Origin of the sequence: Nocardioides panacihumi (assembly GCF_039530925.1) — a bacterium.
Lineage (GTDB): Bacteria > Actinomycetota > Actinomycetes > Propionibacteriales > Nocardioidaceae > Nocardioides > Nocardioides panacihumi.
In genome coordinates this window covers 959,069-980,433 of the sequence record NZ_BAAAPB010000001.1, presented here as the reverse complement: position 1 = coordinate 980,433, position 21,365 = coordinate 959,069, and the positions used below count along the sequence as shown (strand labels likewise).

Below are 21,365 nucleotides of genomic sequence, written 5' to 3'. Positions count from 1 at the left end.
GAATTCGTGCGCGCAATGTGTGACCCAGGACACAGGTCCGGGCTACGGTGACCGCATGCCTCTGCAGCAGGAGCTCGACAAGAAGCTGCGACGTGGCCTGACGCCGGAGCGTCGGGCCGCGTTGTGGGTGCTCGCCCTCGTGCTCGCCGCGGTCGTGGTGGAGTTCCTGTGGATCGGCGCGAGCCGGCTCCTCGAGGGACCCGACGCCGGCTGCGACCGGTCGGTGGGGAGCTGGCCGTCGGGGCCGCTGACCTTCCTGACGGGCGGGGTCCTCGGTCTGGCGCTGCTCTCCATCCCGATCGGCCACCGCGTCCATCGCAAGGTCGCGCTCATCATCAGCAGCGGCGCCGTCTTCGTCGTCTCGCTCGGCTCGGTGCTGTTCATCCTGGGCTGGTGGGCCGCCGGAAACTCGCCGTCGTCGGCGTGCGGCAGCGTGGCCGGCTACTTCGGTCCGCTGCTGCCGCTGCTGCTGGTCGCGCACATCTCGGGGTTCCTCTTCCGCGACACGATCAAGGGCGGGACGCCTCAGCCGCTGGCCGAGGACTGACGTCATACGGGCTGGTCGTCGGAGCAGCCGGAGCGTATGACGTCCGGGGCTGTTCACCGCCGGGGCTGTCACATCCGGGTGGCGGGCGACGTCATACCCCTGACGACCCTGCGACCAGGAGAATGACGCCATGGATCAGCTCACCCTCGACTTCGAAGCGGAACGACCGCGGCTGCGCGCGATCGCCGTACGGATGCTCGGCTCGACCGCCGAGGCCGACGACGTCGTGCAGGAGGCGTGGCTGCGTCTTGCCCGCACGCCCGACGTCGACAACACGGCCGCGTGGCTGACCACGGTGGTCTCGCGGCTCTGCCTCGACCAGCTCCGCTCGCGCAAGCGGGTGGAGGCGTACGACGTCCCGGCGGCCGCGCTGCCCGGCACGCCCGTCGACCCCGAGGCCGACGCGGTGCTCGCCGACCAGGTCGGGGCGGCCCTGCTCATCGTGCTCGAGACGCTGTCGCCTGCGGAGCGGGTGGCGTTCGTGCTGCACGACCTCTTCGCGGTGCCGTTCGACGACGTCGCCGGGGTGCTCGGACGGTCGCCGGCCGCCGTACGACAGCTCGCCTCGCGGGGTCGTCGGGCCGTGGCCGGCGGTGACGTCGAGGTCGAGCGAAAGACCCATCACGAGGTCGTCGACGCCTTCCTGGCCGCCGCGCGGGGCGGTGACCTCGGTCGCCTCCTGTCGCTGCTGGCGCCCGACGCGATCATGCAGTCCGACGCGGCCGGGATCGCGATGGGCACCGAGCCGGTCTACGCGGGCGCCGACGCCGTGGCCGCGCGGTTCGACGGGGTCCGGGGCGCCGCGCCCGTCACGATCGACGGTTGGGCCGCCGCCGCATGGGTCCATCACCGGGAGGTCAAGGTGGCGTTCCTGTTCACGGTCGCCGACGGGCTCATCACCGGTGTCGACCTGGTCGCCGACCCGGAGATCCTGGCCCGGATGGACGTCGTACTCGCCGGCAACCCTGCCCGCGACGCGGAGTGACCCCGGGCCCGGCGGGGTGCCCAGGGCGGGCCCGGCGGGCTCCAGGGCGCTGCTGGGGTAACCGTCTGTTCGAACAGGTAACCGTCCGTTCAGTACGCCTCCTGACCGTTGCAAGGGTCAGGAGGCGTATCGAACTGACGGTTACCCCTGTATCGAACAGACGGTTACCCCGCCGCGTACGCCGCCGCGACGGCCGCTCCGAACGAGGCGTTGTTCTTCACCAGCGCGATGTTGGCGGTCAGCGAAGCCCCGCCGGTGATCTCGACGATCCGCCCCAACAGGTACGGCGTGATGTCCTTGCCCGTGACGCCGAGGCGGTCGGCGTCGCCCAGCGCCCGGTCGATGATGACGCCGATCTCGTCCGCAGGGATCTCGTCCTCGGTGGGGATGGGGTTGGCGATCACGACGCCGCCCGGGAGCCCGAGCGACCACTTCGCGCGGAGCACCGCCGCCGTCTCGACCGGACCGTCGACCCGCATCGGGGCCGCGAAGCCCGACGACCGTGAGTAGAACGACGGGAACTCGTCGGCACCGTTGACGAGCACCGGCACGCCGAGGGTCTCGAGCGTCTCGAGGGTGAGCCCGATGTCGAGGATCGACTTCACGCCCGCGGACACGACAGCGACCGACGTCGACCCGAGCTCGGTGAGGTCGGCCGAGACGTCGAAGCTCTGCTGGGCGCCGCGGTGGACCCCGCCGAGGCCTCCGGTCACGAACACGCGTACGCCGGCCAGCGATGCCAGTCGCATGGTGGCGGCCACGGTGGTCGCTCCGTGGAGGCCGCGGGCGACGACGTACGGCAGGTCGCGCACCGAGACCTTGATGACGTCGGGGTCCGAGCCCAGCAGCTCGAGGTCGTCGTCGGAGAGGCCGATCCGCGGGACGCCGCCGAGCACCGCGATCGTCGCCGGGACCGCCCCCTGTGCCCGCACGATCGCCTCCACCTCGCGGGCCATCGCCACGTTGCGCGGGTAGGGCATGCCGTGGCTGATGATCGTGCTCTCGAGGGCGACGACGGGCCGCCCCTGCGCGAGCGCGTCGGCCACCTCGTCGGTCAGCTGGATGCGGTCGTTCACAGGTGGCTCCTGACGAGGCTCTCGGTGAGATCGGGGCGGACGGTCGCCGGGGTCGCGACGGTGAGCGCGGCGGCGACGTGCCCGAGGCGCGCTGCCTCCTCGGGGCTCGCGCCGGCGAGCAGGAAGTGGCAGAACGCGGCCAGCATCGCGTCACCGGCGCCGGTGACGTCGACGACCTCGCCGGCGATCGGCGCCAGGGACGCGGCGCCGTCGGGCGTCGACAGCACGGAGCCAGCCGGGCCGCGCCGCAGCCAGACCATCCGAGCGCCGCGCTCGTGCAACGCGGCGAGCGCCCGCTCGGTCTCGGAGATCCCGGTGAGCGCGGCCAGCTCGTCGGTGTTCGGCGTCAGCAGGAACGTCGGGCGCCGCAGCGCCGGGGCGAGGCGGCGGGCCTTGGGGACGGAGACGGGCTCGACCACGACGCGTACGCCGGCCGCCTCCGCGACGTCGAGCACGGCCGTGGCGGTCGCCGGCAGCAGGTTGCCGTCGAGCACGACCAGGTCGGCCGCGGCGATCCGTGCGGCCACGTCGGACGCGCCGGCCACGTCGGCGGCGCTCAGGGACTCGACCGCTGCCATGTCGGCGACGGCGACGGCGAGCTCGCCCGCGTCGTCGAGCACGGCCGTGTAGGTGCCGGTCGACGTCTCCCGGCGCCGGACGAGCGAGACGTCGACGCCGGCCGCGGCGGTGGTCGTGAGCAGGTCGTCGCCGAGCGTGTCACTGCCGACGGCGGTCACGAGGGTCGTGGCCGTGCCGAGCCGGGCGAGGTTCTCCGCGATGTTGCGGGCCACGCCGCCCGACGACAGGCACGTCGTCCCGGGGTTGCTCGTGCCGGCCACGAGCGGGGCGGCGCTGCGGGCCTTGAGGTCGACGTTGGCGCCACCGAGGACGACGACGCTCACCCGGCCCGCCCGGCGGGGGCATCGGGCAGGCGCATCTCCTCGGGGAAGCACGACGCGACGAGCTCCCCCAGCGGACCCAACGAGGAGCCGGGTGCCCCGATGGCGACGAGCACGTTGAGCAGCATCCCGTGCGCGATGAAGTCGCGGACCTGCTCGGGCGACCAGCCGGTCTCGAGCAGGATCGCGAAGATCCTGCTCATGCCGTCGCGCGCCCGCACCCCGATCTCGGGCACGGAGCTCGCCGTGAACCCGTGCATCAGCACGTGCAGGAAGTCGGTGTCGGCGAGCAGCGCGGTGTAGGCCAGGCCCATACGCTCCTTGTCGTCCTCGCTCGACGGGTCGAACGGCCGCTCGTCCAGGACTCCACGGAAGGCCGCCTCGATCCGGTTGCACGCCAGGCCGTAGACGGCCAGGAAGAGCTCGAGCTTGGTGCCGAACATGCGGACGACGTACGGCTGGCTGACGCCGGCCTCCCTGGCCACGGCGTCGGTGCTCGTGCCGGCGTAGCCACCGGCCGCGAAGGCGCGCGTCGCGGCGTGCAGGATCAGCTCGCGACGCTCCTCGGCAGGCATGCGGACGTTCATGCTTGACATGTTATCAGTCGATTACTTAATGTCGGAACATCGCTAGTAATCATTCGATGCCAACTTCCAGGAGGATGCGATGTCCGCACTGAGCAAGGCCCCGGTCGACGCACCGGCCGTGGCAACGGGGCAAGGATCGGCACTGCCGACCCGCGCCCGCCGAGCGCCGCTGTGGCTCGTGATCGCCGCCGTCAGCCTGCCGATGTTCATGGCGACCCTCGACAACCTGGTGATGACCAGCGCGCTGCCGGTCATCCGGGCCGATCTCGGGGCCAGCGTCAGCGACCTGTCGTGGTTCATGAACGCCTACACCCTCGCGTTCGCCACCTTCATGCTCCCGGCCGCGACCCTCGGCGACCGGATCGGGCGGCGCCGGGTCATGGTCGCCGGCATCGTCGTCTTCACCCTCGCCTCCATCGGCTCTGCGCTGGCGGACTCGTCCGGCACGCTGATCGCGACCCGCGCGGTCCAGGGCTTCGGCGCGGCCGCGATCATGCCGCTCTCGCTGACCCTGCTGGCCGCGAACGTGCCCGACCGGCTCCGACCCGCCGCGATTGGCATCTGGGGTGGCGTCTCAGGGCTCGGGGTCGCGCTCGGTCCGGTCGTCGGCGGCGCGGTCGTCGAGGGCGTGAGCTGGCAGGCGATCTTCTGGCTCAACGTGCCCGTCGCGATCCTCGCGCTGCCGCTTATCCTGGCGGCCGTCTCGGAGTCCCGTGGCGCCTGGCAGAGGCTCGACCTGGTCGGTGCACTGATGCTCGGCGGCGCCGTCTTCCTCGGCATCTGGGGCATCGTGCACGGCAACGACGACGGCTGGACCTCGGCCGGCGTGCTGACGCCGCTCGTCGCGGCCGCCGTACTGATCCCGGCGTACGTCGTCCACGCGAGGCGTCGCTCCGACGCCGTCCTGCCGCTGCGCCTGTTCGCGTCGCGCAGCTTCTCGGTCGCGAACGTGGTCGCGCTCGGCTTCACCGTCGGGATGTTCGGCGCGGTGTTCCTGCTGTCGCAGTACCTCCAGGTCGTGCAGGGCTACTCGCCGCTCGGCGCCGGCGTCCGCACCCTCCCCTGGACGGCCGCACCGATGGTCGTCGCGCCGCTGGCGGGCATGCTGGCGGGCCGGATCGGGGTGCGGCCGCTGCTGCTCGCCGGGCTCGCCCTGCAGGCCGGCGCACTGGTCTGGTTCGCCGTGCTGACCGAGTCGGGGTCGTCGTACGCCGCCTTCGTGCCGGCACTCACCATGGCCGGCGTCGGCATGGGCCTGGTCTTCCCGTCGGTCTCCAACGCGACGCTCGACGGACTGCCCGACGACGACTTCGCCACCGCCAGCTCGGCGAACTCGACGATCCGCGAGTTCGGTGTCGCGTTCGGCATCGCGCTGCTGACCGCCGTCTTCCTCGGCAACGGCGGGCAGATCGCGCCGAACGGCTACGACGGCGCTATCGGACCGGCGCTGCTCACCGGTGCCGGCGCCGTTGCGGTCGCATTCGTCGCGGCGCTCTTCGCCCCGCGTCACTCCTGACCCCACGCAACGTCATACGGGTTGGTCGCTCAGGCGGCCAACCCGTATGACGTCCCGGGGGGCGGACGTCACTGGGGCAGACGTCACCAGCGCCCGTGGATCGCCTCGCGGAAGTACGTGTCGTAGAGCCGCCGGACGGACTCGTCGAAGCCCTCGGGGAGCTCGATCGACCCCGCGGCCGCGTTGGCGCGGGCCTGGTCGGGGTTGCGAGCGCCGGGGATGACCGTCGAGACCTGCGGCAGCGAGGCGATCCAGGCCAGCGCGGCCTGCGCGGGAGTCACGTCCGGCATCGTGGAACGGACGAGCTCGCTGAACTCTGCGGCCGCACGGACACCGGCCTCGTAGTCGACACCCGAGAACGTCTCACCGACGTCGAACGCCTCGCCCTGACGGTTGTAGGTGCGGTGGTCGTCCGCCGAGAACGTCGTCTCGAGCGTGTAGCGCCCCGAGAGCAGGCCGCTGGCGAGCGGCACGCGCGCGATGATGCCGACGCCGGCGCGCGCCGCCGCCGCCGGGAGCACCTCGTCGAGCGGCTTGAGGCGGAACGCGTTCAGGATGATCTGCACGGACGCGATCCCCGGGCGCCGGATCGCCTCCAGCGCCTCCTCCGCGGTCTCGACGGACACGCCGTAGTTGCGGATCCGGCCCTCCGCGACGAGGGTGTCGAGCGCGTCGAAGACCTCGTCGCTGGAGTAGACCGGCGTCGGCGGGCAGTGCAGCTGCACCAGGTCGAGCGTGTCGACTCCGAGGTTGCTCCGGGAGCGGTCGTTCCAGGCGCGGAAGTTGTCGAGGACGTAGTTCTCGGGGATCTGGTCGACGCGCCGGCCCATCTTCGTGGCCACGGTGACGCCCGATCCGGCGTTGGCCTTCAGCCACGACCCGATGAGCGACTCGGAGCGGCCGTCGCCGTACACGTCGGCGGTGTCGAAGAACGTCACGCCGGCGGCGTACGCCGCGTCGAGGACCGCGAAGGCGTCGGCCTCCGCGACGTCACCCCAGTCGGCGCCGAGCTGCCAGGTGCCGAGGCCGACGACGGAGACGGTGCGGCCGGTGCGTCCGAGAGTGCGCGTCTGCATGCGCCCCACCCTAGGAGGCGCTCAAGCGAGCAGGTCCCGGGTGAGCCCCTTGACGCTGCCCACGCCGGCGAGCCCCATCGTCAGGTCGAGCTCGGCGACGACGTTCTCGAGGACGGACCGGACCCCCGCCTCGCCGGCCAGCGCGAGCCCGTAGACCCACGGCCGCCCGAGCAGCACCGCGTCCGCACCCAACGCCACGGCTACGGCCACGTCGGCGCCGCTGCGCACCCCGCTGTCGAAGAGCACGGGCACCCGACCGGCGACCTCGGCGACGACACCCGGGAGCGCGTCCAGCGAGGCGATCGCGTTGTCGATCTGGCGACCGCCGTGGTTGGAGACGACCAAACCGTCGACGCCGTGCTCGATCGCGAGGCGCGCGTCGTCCGGGTGCTGCACGCCCTTGACGAGGATCGGCAGCGACGTCATCTCGCGCAGGCGGGCCAGATCCGCCCAGGTGAGGTCCGAGCGCGAGAACACGTCGAGGAACGTCTCGACCGACGCCCGCGGCAGGGGCGAGCGCAGGCTCTCGCGGAACGAGCCGCCCGTCCACCGGGCGTGGTGCCTCGCCATCGAGAGCAGCGCGCGTACGGCGGCCACGGTCGGTCGCGGCGTCGCCTCCGTGGACGCCGGCCTGGTCGCGGCGAGCTCGCGGAACGCCGGGTCGGAGAGGTACTGCGCGATGCCCTCCGCACGCGCGAACGGCAGGTAGCCCAGGTCCAGGTCGCGCGTCCGCCAGCCCAGCAGGTGGGTGTCGAGCGTGACGACGATGGCGTCGGAGCCGATCGCCTCCGCGCGCTCGACGAAGGACCGGACGACGGTCTCGTCGCTGCTCCAGTAGAGCTGGTAGAGCCGCGGGGACTCGCCGAGCGTCCGGGCGGTGTCCTCCATCGGCACGCTGCCCTGCGTGGAGATGACCATGGGGATCCCGAGCGAGCGGGCGGCTCGCGCGACGGCGTACTCCGCGTCGGGGTGCGCCATCTCGAGCACACCGATCGGAGCGAGCAGCAGCGGCGCCGGGATCGTCCGGCCGAGCAGCGTCGTCTCCAAGGAGCGCGTCGTCACGTCGACGAACATCCGCGGCACGATGCGGTGGCGCGCGAAGGCGGCGGTGTTGGCGGCCACGGTGCGCTGCTGCCCGGCCCCGCCCGCGACGTACGCCCACGCCTGTTTGCTCATGGCGCGCCGGGCGGCCGCCTCGAGCTCGCTGGGCTCGACCGGCACTCCCGGACGGTGGCCGAACACGCCCGCGCGGTAGATGCGGCTCTGGATGGTGCGCCCGACGCCGGGACCGATGCTCACGGAGTCAGTCTGCCGTGAGAGCCGACGGGAGGGGCGCACCCAGCACGACGTGGAAGAGACGGAGGCAGCGCGCGGTCATCGACGCCGGCGTCTCCTCGGGATGGTCGAGCCACCAGCTGACCAGCGAGTCGGCGACGGACAGCCAGGCCGACGTGAGCGCCGAGACGTCGAGCGGGTCGTCCGCCCCGGCCAGCCGCATCATCTCCCGGACCCCCTCGTCGGCGAGGGCGGTGATCCGGTCGGTGTAGTGGGCGATCTCCGCCGCGATGCGCTCCTCGCCGCGCGGGATGGTGGGGTCGAAGAAGAGCCGCCAGATCCACGGCTGCGGCTCGAGCAGGGTGAAGATCCCCTCGAGCGTCCGCAGCGCCCGCTCGAGGCCGACGGCGTCACCGCGCGCGATCCGCTCCATCTCCTCGGCGAGCATCGCGCCGGCCCTGTGCAGGCACGCGGTGAACAGCCCCTCCTTGGAGCCGAAGTAGTTGTAGATCAGCGGCTTGGAGATGCCGGCCCGCTCGGCCACGTCGGCGACGGAGGTCGCGGCGAAGCCCTGCGAGCCGAACACCGCTGTCGCTGCCAGGACGATCTGCTCCTCGCGATCGGCACGCGGCACGCCCTTGGTGCCGGCGTTGGGGCGTCGGGCAACCGTCGTACGAGCCATGCCGGAATCCTAGGCACAAGATATGAACCGGTGGTAACTTACCCGCGAGTCATATCCCTGGAGGCGACGTGCACGACCTGCTCGACCCGGCGAAGAACCCGGTCACCTTCGCTGTCCCCTTCTTCGTCCTCAGCATCCTGCTGGAGCTCGCCGCGCTGAAGTGGCTCGACCACGACGACAACGTCACCGGCTACGCGCTCCAGGACGCGCGGACGTCGATCCTGATGGGCGCCGGCTCGCTGGTGACGTCGCTGACCCTGAAGGTGGCCAGCTTCTTCGTCTTCGTGTGGATGTACGACCACCTCGCGCTCTTCCACCTCCCGACCGACACCTGGTGGTCGTGGGTCGTCATGCTCGCCGCGGTCGACCTCGCCTACTACTGGCAGCACCGCTTCGTGCACCGGGCTCGGGTCGGCTGGGCGGCGCACCAGGCACACCACTCCTCGGAGTACATGAACTTCGCGACCGCCCTGCGGCAGAAGTGGAACCCCTGGTTCGACTTCTTCTTCTGGCTGCCGCTGCCGATCCTGGGGGTCGCGCCCTGGGCGATCTACTTCGCCTTCGGCATCAACCTGATCTACCAGTTCTTCGTGCACACCGAGACGATCCGCAAGCTGCCGCGCCCGGTCGAGCTCGTCTTCAACACCCCGAGCCACCACCGGGTGCACCACGGCTCCGACCCGGAGTACCTCGACAAGAACTACGCCGGCATCCTCATCATCTGGGACCGCATGTTCGGGACGTTCCAGCCGGAGGTGCAGCGGCCGACGTACGGGCTGACCCACCCGGTCGGGACCTACCACCTGCTCCGGCTCCAGTACGGCGACTACGTGGACCTCTGGCGCGACGTCCGGGCAGCCGCCCGCTGGCGCGACCGGATCGGCTACCTGTTCCGACCCCCGGGGTGGACGCCGCAGCTGCGTGACTCCGACCGTCCTACAGTCGGACTGTGACCACGCCGACCCGCCACGTCCTGTCCACCGACGGCGTCTCCCTGGCGGTCTACGAGACCGGAGACCCCGAGCGCCCCACGGTCATCGCGGTGCACGGCTACCCGGACGACCACACGGTCTGGGACGGCTTGGTCGGCCTCCTGGCCGACGACTTCCACGTCGTGACCTACGACGTCCGCGGCGCGGGTGGGTCGGAGGCGCCGAAGCGGCGTGAGGGCTACCGGATCCCACAGCTGGTGGACGACCTGGCCGCCGTCATCGACGCGACTTCGCCGGGACAGGACGTGCACCTGATCGGTCATGACTGGGGCTCGGTGCAGAGCTGGGGGGCCGTCGTGGACCCGCGGTTGGAGCCCCGCCTGCTGTCGTTCACGTCGATCTCGGGTCCCAGCCTCGACTACGCGGGGGCATGGCTGCGCGGGATCCGTCGCCACCCGGGTGCCGCACTGCGACAGTTGGCCGAGTCGTCGTACATCGGGTTCTTCCAGCTGCCGGCACTGCCCGAGGCGGCGATCCGCGCAGGGCTGCTCGACCGGCTGATCGCCCGGACCTCGGGCACGGCGGCACGGTCCGAGGACGACGCGGTCAACGGTCTCGAGCTCTACCGCGCCAACTTCCTCAACCGGATGACGCGTCCCGACCCACGCGCGACCGTCGTGCCGGTGCAGGTGATCGCACCGAGCAGGGACCCCTACATCTCGACGAGGCTCGCGTGCGAGGCGCCGGAGCCCTACGTGCCCGACCTGCGCGCCCAGGTCGTCGAGGGGCGGCACTGGGTCGTGGCGGAGCAGCCGGAGCTCGTCGCCGACCTCTTCCGGGGTTTCGTCGCCGACGTGACCCGGTGAGCTCCGGACGTCGTCGGATCGAGGCACTGTCGCGCTGTCGGTGGCTGGGTCTAGCGTCGGCGTCATGGCCAGCAAGCTGAATCCCTACCTGTCATTCAAGGACACCGCGCGCGACGCGATGGAGTTCTACCAGTCCGTCTTCGGAGGGGAGCTGTTCGTCAGCACCTTCGGCGAGATGGGTGACCCGGACGCGGCGGAGGCCGGCCTCGTCATGCACTCCTCGTTGCAGACTCCGAGCGGCTACACGCTCTTCGCCTCCGACACCCCGCCCGGCATGGAGTTCACGCCGGGCAGCCAGATCACCGTCAGCCTGAGCGGCGACGACGGCGACGAGCTGCGCGGCTACTGGGAGAGGCTGTCCGCCGACGGCGCCGTGCGGATGCCGCTCGAGCGCCAGGTGTGGGGCGACGAGTTCGGCATGGTGACCGACCGGTTCGGCATCGAGTGGATGGTCAACATCGCCGGCGAGGGCACGCCGTCCTGATCAGGTGACCAGCGTGACGGTCGCGCCGACGAGTGCGGCCGTCACGAGCACGGCCACGACGCTGCGCCGCAGCGCCAGCAATGCGACGCCCGCCCCGGCCAGGACGGCGTACTGCCAGGGCTCGGTGATCTCGCGGGCGAGCGGCACGGCGGATCCGTAGATCGCCCCGATGGCGGCCGGCCCGGCGCCCGCGAGGAAGGCCTGCACCCGCGGGCTCTCGCGGAGCCGGTCGAAGTGGCGGCCACCGAGCAGCACGAAGGCGAACGACGGCCCGAAGGCGACGACCGCGGCGAGCACCCCGCCGACGAGCCCAGCGGCCGCGTACCCGACGACGGCCACGGTGTGCACGACCGGACCGGGTGTCACCTGTCCGAGCGCGACGGCGTTGAGGAACTCCTGGCCCGTCATCCAGCCGTGCTGCGCGACGGCGTCGGACTGCATCAGCGGGATGATGACGAAGCCGCCGCCGTACGACAGCGCCCCGACCTTGAACGACGTCCACGCCAGCGAGATCAGCACACCTGCGCCGACCGTCCCACCGCCTGCGGCGGCGAGCGGGAGGACGCCGGACAGGTCGCGGGCGGGATGGCGCACCAGGAGCTCGACGAGACCGCAGGCGAGCAGGACGACCACCACCCAGGGTCCCAGCGAGGCAGCGGCGAGGGCCCCCGCGGCGAGATAGCCGATCCAGCGAGGCGTCGACCGCCGTCGCGTCCAGCTCGCGGGCGTCAGCCCCCAGCCGGCGTGGACTGCCACCGCAGCGACCGCCGCACCTGCTCCCGCGCCAGCCCCGAGCACCCAGTCCGGCGGGCCGCTGAGGAAGAGCGCCGCCAGCGCGAGGATCGCGACGAGGCCGGGCACGATGAAGGCGAGCCCGCCCACGACGGCACCGGCCGCGCCGCGAACGCGCCAGGCGGTGAAGATCGCGAGCTGCGTCGACGACGGGCCCGGCAGCAGGTTGCAGGTCGCGATGGCGTCCTCGAACTCCTCGGCGTCGATCCACCGCTCGCGGTCGACGCAGAGCTCACGCAGGAGCCGGATGTGCGCCGACGGTCCGCCGAAGCCGAGACAGCCGATGCGCCCCCAGGCGCGCAGGACGATCAGGAGGCCCGGCACCGCCACATTGTCGCGTGCAGATCCAGATCGCGTGCATCTGCCGGGTGGGTCGCGGGTACGTGGGAAGTCGACATGAGCACGAACGTGAAGCCACCGCAGGGTCGTCACCGCGCGCCGGTGAAGGCCCGGCGCGCCGTTCCGCCGACCGCCGTACGGGCGCTCGGCGGGGTCACGCTCGCGCTCGCCCTTCTCGTCACCTGGCAGGTCCTCTGATGCGTCTCCACGTCCGATCCCTGATCCAGGTGTCGCTCTCACTCACGCAGGCGGTCGCCATGCTGCGACCGCGCCGAGCCCGCGCCTGACTCCCCGGGCACCTGGCCGACCGCACGCGGTCAGGTGCCCGAGGTCAAGCGGGCTGGGAGGCGGTCCCAGCCGCGCAGGATCCGCGTCTCACGGCGCATCGCGCCCGGCTCGATCCGCAGGTCGGGGAACCGCTCGAAGATCGATCGCAGTCCGACCTCGCCCTCCATCCGCGCGAGCTGCGCGCCGAGGCAGTAGTGCCTCCCCGCTGAGAAGGAGACGTGCTCGCGTGCGTTCTCACGCATGACGTCGAAGCGCTCGGGCTCCTCGAACACGGCGGGGTCGCGGTTGGCTGCCGCGAGGATCGTCGTCAGCGGATGCCCGCCCCGCACCTGCTGCCCGCCGATCGCGGTGTCACGCAGCGAGATCCGGCCGGTGAGCAGGACCGGCGGGTCGAAGCGCAGCACCTCCTCGACGGCGTTGCCCCAGGTGGCGCTGCCGTCCCGGAGGTGCCTGAGCTGGTCCGGGTGCTCGCTGAGCAGCACGATGCCGTTGCCGAGCAGGTTGACGGTGGTCTCGAACCCGGCCGCCAGGACGAGCCCGGCGGTCGCCTTGAGCTCCCGCTCGGTGAGACCGACGCCGTCCTCCTGCGCCCTCAGCAGCTGGCTGAGCAGGCTCTGATGGTCGGGGTCGTCCACCGGCTGCCGCCGCAGGTGCTCGAGGTGCCCGGTGAGCCACTCGTCGAACTCCACCAGGGCACGCTCGATGGTGCGGAACTGGCGCCACCCGACGCCGAGGTCGAGGCTGGCCCCGGCCTGGTTGCCGAGCTCGAGGATGCGCTGTCGCCTCTCGTCGGGAACGCCCAGGATCTCCGAGATGAGGATGACGGGCAGCTGGCTGCAGTAGGCCTCGACGAGGTCGACGGGTGAGGACGGGTCGATCGCGTCGAGCAGGTCGGTGGCGATCTCCTCGGCGCGCCCACGGAGCCGCTCCACCGCGCGCACGCTGAAGACTCGGGTGACCAGCTTGCGGTAGCGCGTGTGGTCCGGCGGCTCGGTGACCAGCAACGACGGCGGCTGGACGGGGTTGAACACGTCAGTGGCCGCCCACCGGCCGAGTCTCGACATCGAGCCGGCACTCGTCGGCAGGCCGGTGGTGAAGTCGTTGCTGCTCAGCACCTCCTTGACCGCGGCATGGTGGGCGGTCATGTAGCTGAACTTCCCCGGGGCGAGGATGCCTCGGCCGCGCAGCTCGTCGAAGAGCGGAACCAGTCGGTCGGTCCTACCGTTCTCCGCCGCGGCCGTGATGAGGCGCCCCTGCAGGTCGCCCTGCCGGGCTGCCCGGCCGATGACCGCGCGCGGGATGCCGTGACCCAGGCCCCATCTGACCAGCTGCTTGACGGGATCGACGGCGCGGTCGGCGATCCTGCGGGTCCGCCGTGCGACGCGGGGCGCGGGCGACAGCTTGAGCATGCCCAGCACGATACGGCCCGGGTCGGGGTGGCGACGAGCGTCTCGTCGAGCGCCGCGAAGAGTGTCCGACCGCTCGTGCGCAGGGTGTACGAGGGCCGGTTGCCGTCCACAGGATCGGCTCGTGCCGTGTTGTGCACAGCGGCGTCCGCGAGCGATCGGAGTGTCGGCGGAGCGTCCTAGGGTGAACCCAACGCATTGGATCTCTCGGGAGTCTCGATCATGTCCGCACCCGCATCTGCCGCACATCCTGTGCTGGGGGCTTTGGCCGTGGTGGAGGGTGCGCTGAGGGACGTGGCGGGTGTGAACCCGACGTTCATGGAGCCCGATGCGCAGCGGTTGGCGTTGGTCGGGTTGGCCGCGGCGCGGGCACGGCTCGACGAGCTCGAGCTGCGGCTGATCTCGGCTGCGGCCGAGGTCGCTGCCACTGACGCGGCCCGTGATGTCGCGGGGTGGCTGGTCGCGCACACCCGTCGTGACATCCGGACCGCGCGTGCTGATGCTCGGTTGGCGGAGGCGTTGGACCGGCGCTATGAGGTGTTGCGGGTCGCGATGGCCCAGGGACGCGTCCATGCCGAGCAGGCCCACGTCATCGCGCACGCGCTTGACGGGCTGCCGGGCGATCTCGACCCGGCGGTGCTCGTCGATGCCGAGGGGATGCTGGTCGACCTGGCGTCCCGGCACACGCCGCGGGAGCTGCGTCGGCTGGGGCAGCGGATCTTGGACACCGCCGCCCCCGACGTCGCCGAGCAGACCCTGGCCCGCCGGCTGGAGGCCGAGGAGGCCTCCGCGTCGAGGAGGACGCGGCTGACGTTGCGGTCCAACGGGGACGGCACCACCCGGATCAGCGCGGTGGTGCCCGACGCGGCGGCGCTGCGGCTGAAGACCTACCTGGACGCCTTCACCTCACCGCGGCAGGGAGCCACCCGTGGGGAGGGGCCCTATCCGCGGATCCTGGGGACCGCGTTCTGCACGTTCCTGGAGCGGGTCGACCCCAAGCTGCTGCCGCGGCACGGCGGGCGGGCCACCACGGTGGTCGTGACGATCCCGCTGCAGTCCCTCCAGCAGGAGCTGGGTGTGGGTGACCTGATCGGCGGGGAGGCGGTGTCGGCGACCGAGGTTCGGCGGCTCGCCTGCACCGCCGGGATCGTCCCGGCCGTGCTCGGTGGCAGCGGGGAGATCCTCGACCTGGGTCGTGAGCAGCGCCTGTTCACCCCGGCCCAGCACAAGGCCCTCGTGATCCGCGACCGCACCTGCCGGGCCCAGGGCTGCGACATCCCCGGCACCTGGGCCGAGGCCCACCACCGGATCCCCTGGAGCCTGGGCGGCAAGACAGACCTCGCCAACGCGGTCCTGCTCTGCAGTCACCACCACCACCGCGTCCACGACCCCCGGTTCACCGCCGACCGACTCCCCAACGGCGACGTCCGCTTCACCAGACGGCGGTGAGGGGTTGGGAATCGGGCCTTTTCGCAGCGCCGGGTCCCGGCTAGCGTCACCCCATGAGGCGCCGGCCCCACGAGAACGTCGCGACAGTGCTGGTGGAGCCCCGCGTGCTCGTCGACCTGGAGCTCGAGCTGATGGAGCGCGACCTGCGGCTCTGGCCGATCCGGACGGCCCCGATCTGTCCCGACGGTCCGCGCACGGCGTTCCAGGTGCGCCGCACGATGCTGCTCGCCAAACGCGGGGCGTGGGACTGCGCGGCCGACTGGGTCCCCGTCTGGATCAGCTTCGGCGAGAGCTGGCACCGCGGAGAGGACCCCCTGCCGTGGGCGGCGCACGAGGCGCTGTGGGACACCCTCGAGGCTCACGCCGACCACCTTCGCTACCAGAAGCGGCTCAGCGGCGTACGCCCCTTGATGGTCGCCGCGGAGCTCACCCGGTAGCCGGTCGATGGAGCTCACCTTCTCCGGTCCGATCTTCACGTGGCGTGGGCCCGCCCCGTTCTACTACGTCGCGGTCCCGGACGAGGACAGCGAGGACATCCGCGACATCGCCAACGCCGTCACCTACGGCTGGGGCGTGATCCCTGTCCGCGCGACGATCGGGCGGACGTCGTACGAGACGTCGCTGTTCCCGAAGGACGGCCGCTACCTGCTCGGTGTGAAGGCCGCGGTCCGGCGCAGCGAGGATCTCGGCGAGGGGGACGAGGTGACGGTCCGGATGACCGTCGTGGGCGCGGCGCTGGGTCCGTAGGAGGGTCCGGGCTCCGTCACAGGAAGCCCACAGTCACGGGATCGAAGGTCGGTTCATCACCGTCCTCAGGAGGATCCCCATGGCCCACCGTCTCCGCAGCATCGTCGCCGCCACCGTCCTGGCTGCGCCCTTGGTAGCGCTGCCCGTCGCCGCCGCTCCGGCGCTCGCCGCCGCCGCTCCGGCGCTCGCCGCCGTCGACCACGGCTACCGGCCCGGCTTCGGCGGCGGCGCCTGGTCGAGCGGTGACGGCGGCGGCTACGGCGGCGGCTACGGCGGCGGCTACGGATATGACTACGGCAGCGGCGGCTACTCGTCGTACGCCACCACGTCCACCATCGACGCCCAGCCGGCGACGGCCCAGGAGTCGAAGGGCGTCGTCCTCGTCGACACCGTCCTCGACTACGGCACGGGCGAGGCCGCCGGCACCGGACTCGTGCTGACCGCCGACGGAATCGTCCTCACCAACCACCACGTGATCGGCGACAGCACGTCCATCACCGTGACGGTGCCGAGCACGGGCCGGGAGTACGTCGCCGATGTGGTCGGGTACGACGCCACCGACGACGTGGCCGTCCTGCAGCTCGAGGGCGCCAGCGGTCTCGCCACCGTCGCGACCGACACCGGCGCCGCGACCACGGGAGCGTCGGTCACAGCCGTCGGCAACGCCGAGGGCGGCGGCACCCTGGTCGCCGCAGACGGCGCGGTCACGGATCCGAGCTCCGACATCACGGTCTCCGACGACAACGGCGGCACCGAGAGCCTCAACAACCTCATCGAGGTCACGTCCGACGTCGTGTCCGGCGACTCCGGTGGCGCCCTCCTGAACGCTGACGACAGGGTGATCGGCATGAACGTCGCCGCCTCGAGCGGGAGCGCCGACGTCGTCGGGTACGCCATCCCGATCGACACCGTCCTCAACATCGCGACGAGCATCCTGGCCGGCGACACCGGCGGTGACCTCGCGCTCGGGTACGACGGCGCTCTGGGTGTCCAGCTGTTCACGACCTCGGGCGCACCGGTCGTGGCGGGTGTCGTCGACGGCGGCGCGGCAGCGGACGCGGGCATCACCTCCGGCAGCACGATCACGTCGTTCGCCGGCGTGGGCGTCACCTCGGCCGACGGCCTGGCCGCCTCGATCACGAAGCACGCGGCCGGCGACAGGGTGAGGGTCGGTTGGACCGACACGGACGGCACGACCCACTCCGCCACCGTCACGCTCGGACGCGCGCCGATCGCGTGACGCGGCGCTCGACGAGAGTGTCAGAGCACCCCGAACCGCCACTCGATCACCGAGCGGTACGTGTCGCCCGGGTCGAGCCTCGCGGACGGCCAGTCCGGGTGGTTCGGAGTGTCGGGGTACACCTGCGGCTCCAGCGCGATGCCGTCGCCGGGGCGGTAGCGGCGCCCGGCGCGACCCGGACCGGCGAGCCCGTTGCCGGTGTAGACCTGCAGCCCGGGCTGGTCGCTGAGCAGCTCCACGGAGGTGCGGGTCAGTGGCGACGTGAGCACGGCGACCGGCCGCAGTCCCTCGCCACGTACGACGAAGTTGTGGTCGATCCCGGACGCGAGCGCCACCTGCGGGTGGTCCGTGCGAAGCGCCGGGCCGAGCACCGTCGGCGTCCGCAGGTCGAACGGTGTGCCGTCGACCGGAGCGTGCTCTCCGACCGGGATGCCGGTCGCGTCGACCGGCGTGTAGTGGTCGGCATGCACGACGAGCGTGTGGCCGTCGATCGTGCCCGCGCCGTCGCCGTCGAGGTTGAGGTAGGAGTGGTTCGTCATGTTGACGACCGTCGGGGCGTCGGTGGTCGCGGTGTGCTCGACCCGCACCGTGGACCCCTCCGCGGAGTAGGTCACCGACGCCGCGACCGCACCCGGGAAGCCCATGTCCCCGTCGGCGCTGACCAGTGAGAGCGTCACCGAGGACGCCTCGTGCGCGTCGACCGTCCACAGCAGCTTGTCCCAGCCTTCGGGGCCGCCGTGCAGGGAGTTGCCGCGGTCGCTCGTCCCCACGGTGACCGGCGCTCCGTCGAGCACGAAACGGCCCGCGGCGATCCGGTTGGCGTAGCGGCCGATCGTCGCCCCGAGGAAGCCCTCGACATCGAGCAGGTCGGCGATCCGGTCACGACCGAGCGCCACGTTGCGACGTACGCCGTCACCGCACCCGACCTCGACCCGGTGCACCGTCGCACCCAGCGTGAGTACGTCGACCACGACTCCCGGCGCCGCCCCGATCGTGATCCGCTCGACCGGACGGCCGTCCGGCATCTCCCCCACCCGCATGGTGGGGAACGTTATCGGAGCACCGACCGCACGGCGTCCTCTGTCCGGGCGACGATCGTCGTGCCGTCGTCCGCCGTGATGATGGGCCTCTGGATGAGCTTGGGGTGCTGCGCGAGCGCGCCGATCCACCGGTCGCGCGCCTCCGCCGTCCGCGGCCAGTCCCGAAGCCCGAGCTCCTTCGCGTCGGGCTCGGTGCTGCGGACGATGTCCCACGGCTCCAGCCCCAGCCGCTGAAGCACCTCGGCGATCTCCGCGGGCGTCGGCACCTCCTCGAGGTAGCGGCGGACGGTGTAGTCGGCACCCTCCGCTTCGAGGATCGACAGCGCCGAGCGGCACTTGGAACACGCGGGGTTGATCCAGATCTCCATACGAGGATTGTCGTGCTGGGCGGACGCGGCGCCACGCCGGGCCCCGTGGTGACGGCCCCGGCGTACTGCTCGCCCGGAAGGTCAGCCACCAGATGGGTGATCCACTCCCGTGAGGCGAAAGCCGTGACCCGCCTCACGTTGCCTCGTTGGGCACTTCAGCGACGCCTCGTGAGGAGACCCCTATGCGCCTGTCCGTCCACCTGTCCCGGTCCGTACGCCGTCCACTCGCCGCGATCGGAGCAGTGATCCTGATCGGCGGAGCACTGACCGACAGCGGTTCCGCGGGCGCGAGCTCGCCCGGAGAGGGCACTGTCAGCGACACCTCGACGTCGGTGTCCTGGACCGGTGGCCCGTTCGCGGCGCCCAACGTCACCGGCAACGCCCTCGGCACCCCCGACTGCTCGGCGCCGCAGAGCTGCGACGACTACACGCTGCACGTCTCGACGCCGGCCGGCTACGGCGGCACGCACTCGCTGAAGGTCGACGTCAGCTGGGCGCAGTCCGCGGCGGACTTCGACGTCTACGTGCTCGACCAGGCCGGCAACGTGGTGGGCCAGGCCGCCTCCAGCGCCGACCCCGAGCAGGTCGTCCTCCCGCCGACCACGGGGACCTACACCGTCCGCGTCGTTCCGTTCCTGCCGCTGGCACAGACCTACACGGCCAAGGCGTCCCTGGTCGACCAGCCCGCCCCGCCGCCGCCCGGCACCGCGACCCCGCCCGGATTCGCGGCCTATCCCGCTCCGCAGGGGCTGAACAAGGACGTCAACAACGCCGGTGAGCCGTCCATCGGGTCGAGCTGGAAGACCGGCGCGACGCTCTTCCAGTCCTACCTCTCCACCTACAAGGTCATGTTCGACGACAGCGTCTCGCCGGCGAAGGCGACCTGGAGCGACGTCTCGGCGACGTCCGCGAACGGGTGCCCGCAGGGCGGCCTCGCCAGCCTCGACCCGATCCTGTTCACCGACCACGCGACCGGACGGACCTTCGAGTCGCAGCTCTCCGGCCAGGACTCGCTGACCTGCTACACCGACGACGACGGCGGCAGCTGGCATCCCAGCACCGGCGGCGGCATCCCCTCCGGCGTCGACCACCAGACGATCGGCGGCGGCCCGTACAGCCCGAACAGCGTCGGCGCCCTTCCGACGTCGAGCTACCCGAACGCCGTCTACTACTGCAGCCAGGACATCGCGACGGCGTTCTGCGCCGCCTCCCACGACGGCGGCGCGACGTTCGGGCCGGGCGTGCCGACGTACAGCCTGCTCGACTGCGGCGGCCTGCACGGCCACGTGAAGGTGGCCCCTGACGGCACCGCCTACCTGCCCAACAAGGCGTGCGGCAGCAATGCAGCCCTCGTGGTCAGCAAGGACGGCGGCACCAGCTGGAAGGTCGACCCGGTCCCCGGCAGCACCCCGAGCGACGCCGACCCGTCCGTCGGCGTCGGGGCCAACGGCACCGTCTACTTCGGGTACGTCGGCTCCGACGGTCGGCCCGCCATCGCGGTGAGCCACGACCAGGGCGCGACCTGGACCGACCAGCAGCCCGTCGGCGCCGACCTCGGCATCCACAACGCCGTGTTCCCCACCATGGTGGCCGGCGACGACGACCGCGCGACGCTCGCCTACATCGGGACCACGAAGGCCGGGAACTACCAGAGCCAGACCGACTTCAAGGACGCCGAGTGGCACCTCTACCTCGCCACCACCTACGACGGCGGCAAGACCTGGGTGTCCAGTGACGCCACACCGAACGACCCGGTCCAGCGCGGATCCATCTGCACCGGCGGGACGACCTGCGGCAACGACCGCAACCTGCTCGACTTCATCGACGTCACGGTCGACGGGACCGGCCACGTCGAGGCCGCGTTCGCCGACGGGTGCATCGACGCCTGCGTCACCGACAAGACCCACAACAGCGACGACGGCCCGGCGGACGCCCAGGCGGCGTACGCCACCGTCGCCCGGCAGAGCAGCGGCCTCGGCCTCTTCTCGGCGTACGACCCGCAGGCGAACCTGACGCTCCAGAAGCAGAGCGTGGCCAAGAAGGGGAACCAGTTCGTCGCGACGATGACCGTGGCGAACACCGGGCGGGCCGCGGCGTCGAACGTGGTGGTCCAGGTCGCCGACGGCCGGACGACGGTCGGGCGGACCACCCTCGCCTCGCTCGCACCGGGGGCGACGACGACCGTGCAGCTCGCCTGGTCCGCCACCAAGGGGACGCACACCTTCACCGGCGTCGTCGACCCCGCGGACCTGATCGCTGAGTCGAACGAGTCCGACAACAAGCTCGTCACGACCGGGACGGCCTAGTGGTACGCCGACTCGCCGCCGCGGCTGCCCTCGCGACGCTCGCCACGGTCGCCGCGGCATGCGGCAGCGGTGACGCTGACGCCGGCGACCACCAGACCCGCGACGCTCACGCCGCCGCCGACTCGAGCACGTGTGTCGCCGACGCCACCGCGGTCACCTCGACGCCTCCTGCCTACCCGGCCGACTTCCCGCTGCCGAAGGACACGGTGGTCTTCAACATCGAGGACCGGGGCGCCGACGGCGTCATCGCGACCGGCGTCACCACGACGCGCTTCGACGACGTCCTGACCGCCATGAACGACTCCCAGCAAGCAGGCTTCAAGGTCACCAGCGGCGAGACCGAGGAGGACGACGCAGAGGCGAACTGGACGGGCAACGGCTTCACCGGCCGGTGGGCGATCAAGAAGTCGGCCACGTGCCCCGGAGAGACCGTGGTCCAGCTGCTGTCGAAGAAGAGCTGACCCG

23 protein-coding genes are annotated in these 21,365 nt (G+C 71.8%); 13 read left to right on the top strand and 10 right to left on the bottom strand.

Annotation, left to right across the window (positions count from 1 at the left end; translation table 11 throughout):
• Window positions 1-55 precede the first annotated feature (55 nt).
• The gene (locus ABD205_RS04700; protein ID WP_344042907.1) at window positions 56-547 is read left to right on the top strand and encodes a hypothetical protein; all 492 of its coding nucleotides are present in this window, start codon (window positions 56-58) and stop codon (window positions 545-547) included.
• A 130-nt stretch (window positions 548-677) separates the two neighbouring features.
• Window positions 678-1,532 carry a sigma-70 family RNA polymerase sigma factor gene (locus tag ABD205_RS04695; protein WP_344042905.1) on the top strand — a complete coding sequence of 285 codons (855 nt, stop codon included), beginning with the start codon at window positions 678-680 and terminating at the stop codon, window positions 1,530-1,532.
• A gap of 164 nt (window positions 1,533-1,696) precedes the next feature.
• Here the strand turns inward: ABD205_RS04695 and ABD205_RS04690 are convergent, their stop codons facing one another.
• From ABD205_RS04690 to ABD205_RS04680, 3 genes are read right to left on the bottom strand one after another with little or no spacing between them, the layout of a single operon-like run.
• Entirely contained in the window at window positions 1,697-2,608 is a 912-nt protein-coding gene (locus tag ABD205_RS04690) for a pseudouridine-5'-phosphate glycosidase (protein WP_344042903.1), read from the bottom strand.
• On the bottom strand, window positions 2,605-3,510 hold the full coding sequence (locus tag ABD205_RS04685) for a PfkB family carbohydrate kinase (protein ID WP_344042901.1): 906 nt from the start codon (window positions 3,508-3,510) through the stop codon (window positions 2,605-2,607). Before ABD205_RS04685 ends, ABD205_RS04690 begins: the two co-directional genes overlap by 4 nt.
• Window positions 3,507-4,094 (bottom strand): TetR/AcrR family transcriptional regulator, encoded by a 588-nt coding sequence (locus ABD205_RS04680; RefSeq protein WP_344042899.1) that lies wholly within the window; start codon window positions 4,092-4,094, stop codon window positions 3,507-3,509. The genes ABD205_RS04685 and ABD205_RS04680 overlap by 4 nt, the downstream gene beginning before the upstream one ends.
• A 79-nt stretch (window positions 4,095-4,173) precedes the next feature.
• On the opposite strand from ABD205_RS04680, the gene ABD205_RS04675 reads away from it, so the two are divergent.
• Complete coding sequence (locus ABD205_RS04675; RefSeq protein ID WP_344042897.1) at window positions 4,174-5,610, top strand: DHA2 family efflux MFS transporter permease subunit; 1,437 nt, start codon at window positions 4,174-4,176, stop codon at window positions 5,608-5,610.
• Window positions 5,611-5,693: 83 nt separating this feature from the next.
• On the opposite strand, the gene ABD205_RS04670 is transcribed toward ABD205_RS04675, so the two are convergent.
• Genes ABD205_RS04670 through ABD205_RS04660 form a run of 3 tightly spaced genes read right to left on the bottom strand, consistent with a single transcriptional unit; the run spans window position 5,694 to window position 8,643 of the window.
• The gene (locus ABD205_RS04670; protein ID WP_344042895.1) at window positions 5,694-6,686 is read right to left on the bottom strand and encodes an aldo/keto reductase; all 993 of its coding nucleotides are present in this window, start codon (window positions 6,684-6,686) and stop codon (window positions 5,694-5,696) included.
• 21 nt (window positions 6,687-6,707) lie between these two features.
• Complete coding sequence (locus ABD205_RS04665; protein WP_344042893.1) at window positions 6,708-7,985, bottom strand: alpha-hydroxy-acid oxidizing protein; 1,278 nt, start codon at window positions 7,983-7,985, stop codon at window positions 6,708-6,710.
• Between the two features lie 4 nt (window positions 7,986-7,989).
• Window positions 7,990-8,643 carry a TetR/AcrR family transcriptional regulator gene (locus ABD205_RS04660; RefSeq protein ID WP_344042891.1) on the bottom strand — a complete coding sequence of 218 codons (654 nt, stop codon included), beginning with the start codon at window positions 8,641-8,643 and terminating at the stop codon, window positions 7,990-7,992.
• A 68-nt stretch (window positions 8,644-8,711) separates the two neighbouring features.
• Here ABD205_RS04660 and ABD205_RS04655 point away from each other — a divergent pair, with 68 nt between their 5' ends.
• The 3 genes from ABD205_RS04655 (at window position 8,712) to ABD205_RS04645 (ending at window position 10,925) form a co-directional block, all read left to right on the top strand.
• Complete coding sequence (locus ABD205_RS04655; protein ID WP_344042889.1) at window positions 8,712-9,596, top strand: sterol desaturase family protein; 885 nt, start codon at window positions 8,712-8,714, stop codon at window positions 9,594-9,596.
• Window positions 9,593-10,441: an alpha/beta fold hydrolase gene (locus tag ABD205_RS04650; RefSeq protein ID WP_344042887.1), complete on the top strand. Its 849-nt coding sequence runs from the start codon at window positions 9,593-9,595 to the stop codon at window positions 10,439-10,441. Before ABD205_RS04655 ends, ABD205_RS04650 begins: the two co-directional genes overlap by 4 nt.
• A gap of 64 nt (window positions 10,442-10,505) precedes the next feature.
• A complete protein-coding gene (locus ABD205_RS04645) occupies window positions 10,506-10,925 on the top strand; it encodes a VOC family protein (protein ID WP_344042885.1) in 420 nt (139 codons plus the stop codon).
• On the opposite strand, the gene chrA is transcribed toward ABD205_RS04645, so the two are convergent.
• On the bottom strand, window positions 10,926-12,041 hold the full coding sequence (gene chrA, locus ABD205_RS04640) for a chromate efflux transporter (RefSeq protein ID WP_344042883.1): 1,116 nt from the start codon (window positions 12,039-12,041) through the stop codon (window positions 10,926-10,928).
• A gap of 72 nt (window positions 12,042-12,113) precedes the next feature.
• Between chrA and ABD205_RS04635 the strand changes: the two genes are divergently transcribed.
• Window positions 12,114-12,254, top strand: coding sequence for a hypothetical protein (locus ABD205_RS04635; RefSeq protein ID WP_344042881.1), 141 nt, complete (start codon window positions 12,114-12,116; stop codon window positions 12,252-12,254).
• 119 nt (window positions 12,255-12,373) lie between these two features.
• On the opposite strand, the gene ABD205_RS04630 is transcribed toward ABD205_RS04635, so the two are convergent.
• Window positions 12,374-13,753: a cytochrome P450 gene (locus tag ABD205_RS04630; RefSeq protein WP_344042879.1), complete on the bottom strand. Its 1,380-nt coding sequence runs from the start codon at window positions 13,751-13,753 to the stop codon at window positions 12,374-12,376.
• Window positions 13,754-14,053: 300 nt separating this feature from the next.
• Between ABD205_RS04630 and ABD205_RS04625 the strand changes: the two genes are divergently transcribed.
• The 4 genes from ABD205_RS04625 to ABD205_RS04610 all read left to right on the top strand — a co-directional run bounded on the left by ABD205_RS04625 (window position 14,054) and on the right by ABD205_RS04610 (window position 17,186).
• On the top strand, window positions 14,054-15,199 hold the full coding sequence (locus ABD205_RS04625) for an HNH endonuclease signature motif containing protein (protein ID WP_344042877.1): 1,146 nt from the start codon (window positions 14,054-14,056) through the stop codon (window positions 15,197-15,199).
• Between the two features lie 53 nt (window positions 15,200-15,252).
• Window positions 15,253-15,636 carry a hypothetical protein gene (locus ABD205_RS04620; protein WP_344042875.1) on the top strand — a complete coding sequence of 128 codons (384 nt, stop codon included), beginning with the start codon at window positions 15,253-15,255 and terminating at the stop codon, window positions 15,634-15,636.
• A gap of 7 nt (window positions 15,637-15,643) precedes the next feature.
• Window positions 15,644-15,946, top strand: a complete 303-nt coding sequence (locus ABD205_RS04615; RefSeq protein WP_344042873.1) for a DUF1905 domain-containing protein — start codon at window positions 15,644-15,646, stop codon at window positions 15,944-15,946.
• 79 nt (window positions 15,947-16,025) lie between these two features.
• Entirely contained in the window at window positions 16,026-17,186 is a 1,161-nt protein-coding gene (locus ABD205_RS04610) for a S1C family serine protease (protein WP_344042871.1), read from the top strand.
• Window positions 17,187-17,206: 20 nt separating this feature from the next.
• Here the strand turns inward: ABD205_RS04610 and ABD205_RS04605 are convergent, their stop codons facing one another.
• Entirely contained in the window at window positions 17,207-18,226 is a 1,020-nt protein-coding gene (locus ABD205_RS04605) for an aldose epimerase family protein (protein ID WP_344042869.1), read from the bottom strand.
• 11 nt (window positions 18,227-18,237) lie between these two features.
• The gene (locus ABD205_RS04600; RefSeq protein ID WP_344042867.1) at window positions 18,238-18,594 is read right to left on the bottom strand and encodes an ArsC/Spx/MgsR family protein; all 357 of its coding nucleotides are present in this window, start codon (window positions 18,592-18,594) and stop codon (window positions 18,238-18,240) included.
• A 182-nt stretch (window positions 18,595-18,776) separates the two neighbouring features.
• On the opposite strand from ABD205_RS04600, the gene ABD205_RS04595 reads away from it, so the two are divergent.
• Together ABD205_RS04595 and ABD205_RS04590 are read left to right on the top strand one after the other, a co-directional pair.
• A complete protein-coding gene (locus ABD205_RS04595; protein ID WP_344042865.1) occupies window positions 18,777-20,900 on the top strand; it encodes a CARDB domain-containing protein in 2,124 nt (707 codons plus the stop codon).
• On the top strand, window positions 20,900-21,361 hold the full coding sequence (locus ABD205_RS04590; RefSeq protein WP_344042863.1) for a hypothetical protein: 462 nt from the start codon (window positions 20,900-20,902) through the stop codon (window positions 21,359-21,361). The genes ABD205_RS04595 and ABD205_RS04590 overlap by 1 nt, the downstream gene beginning before the upstream one ends.
• Window positions 21,362-21,365 lie beyond the last annotated feature (4 nt).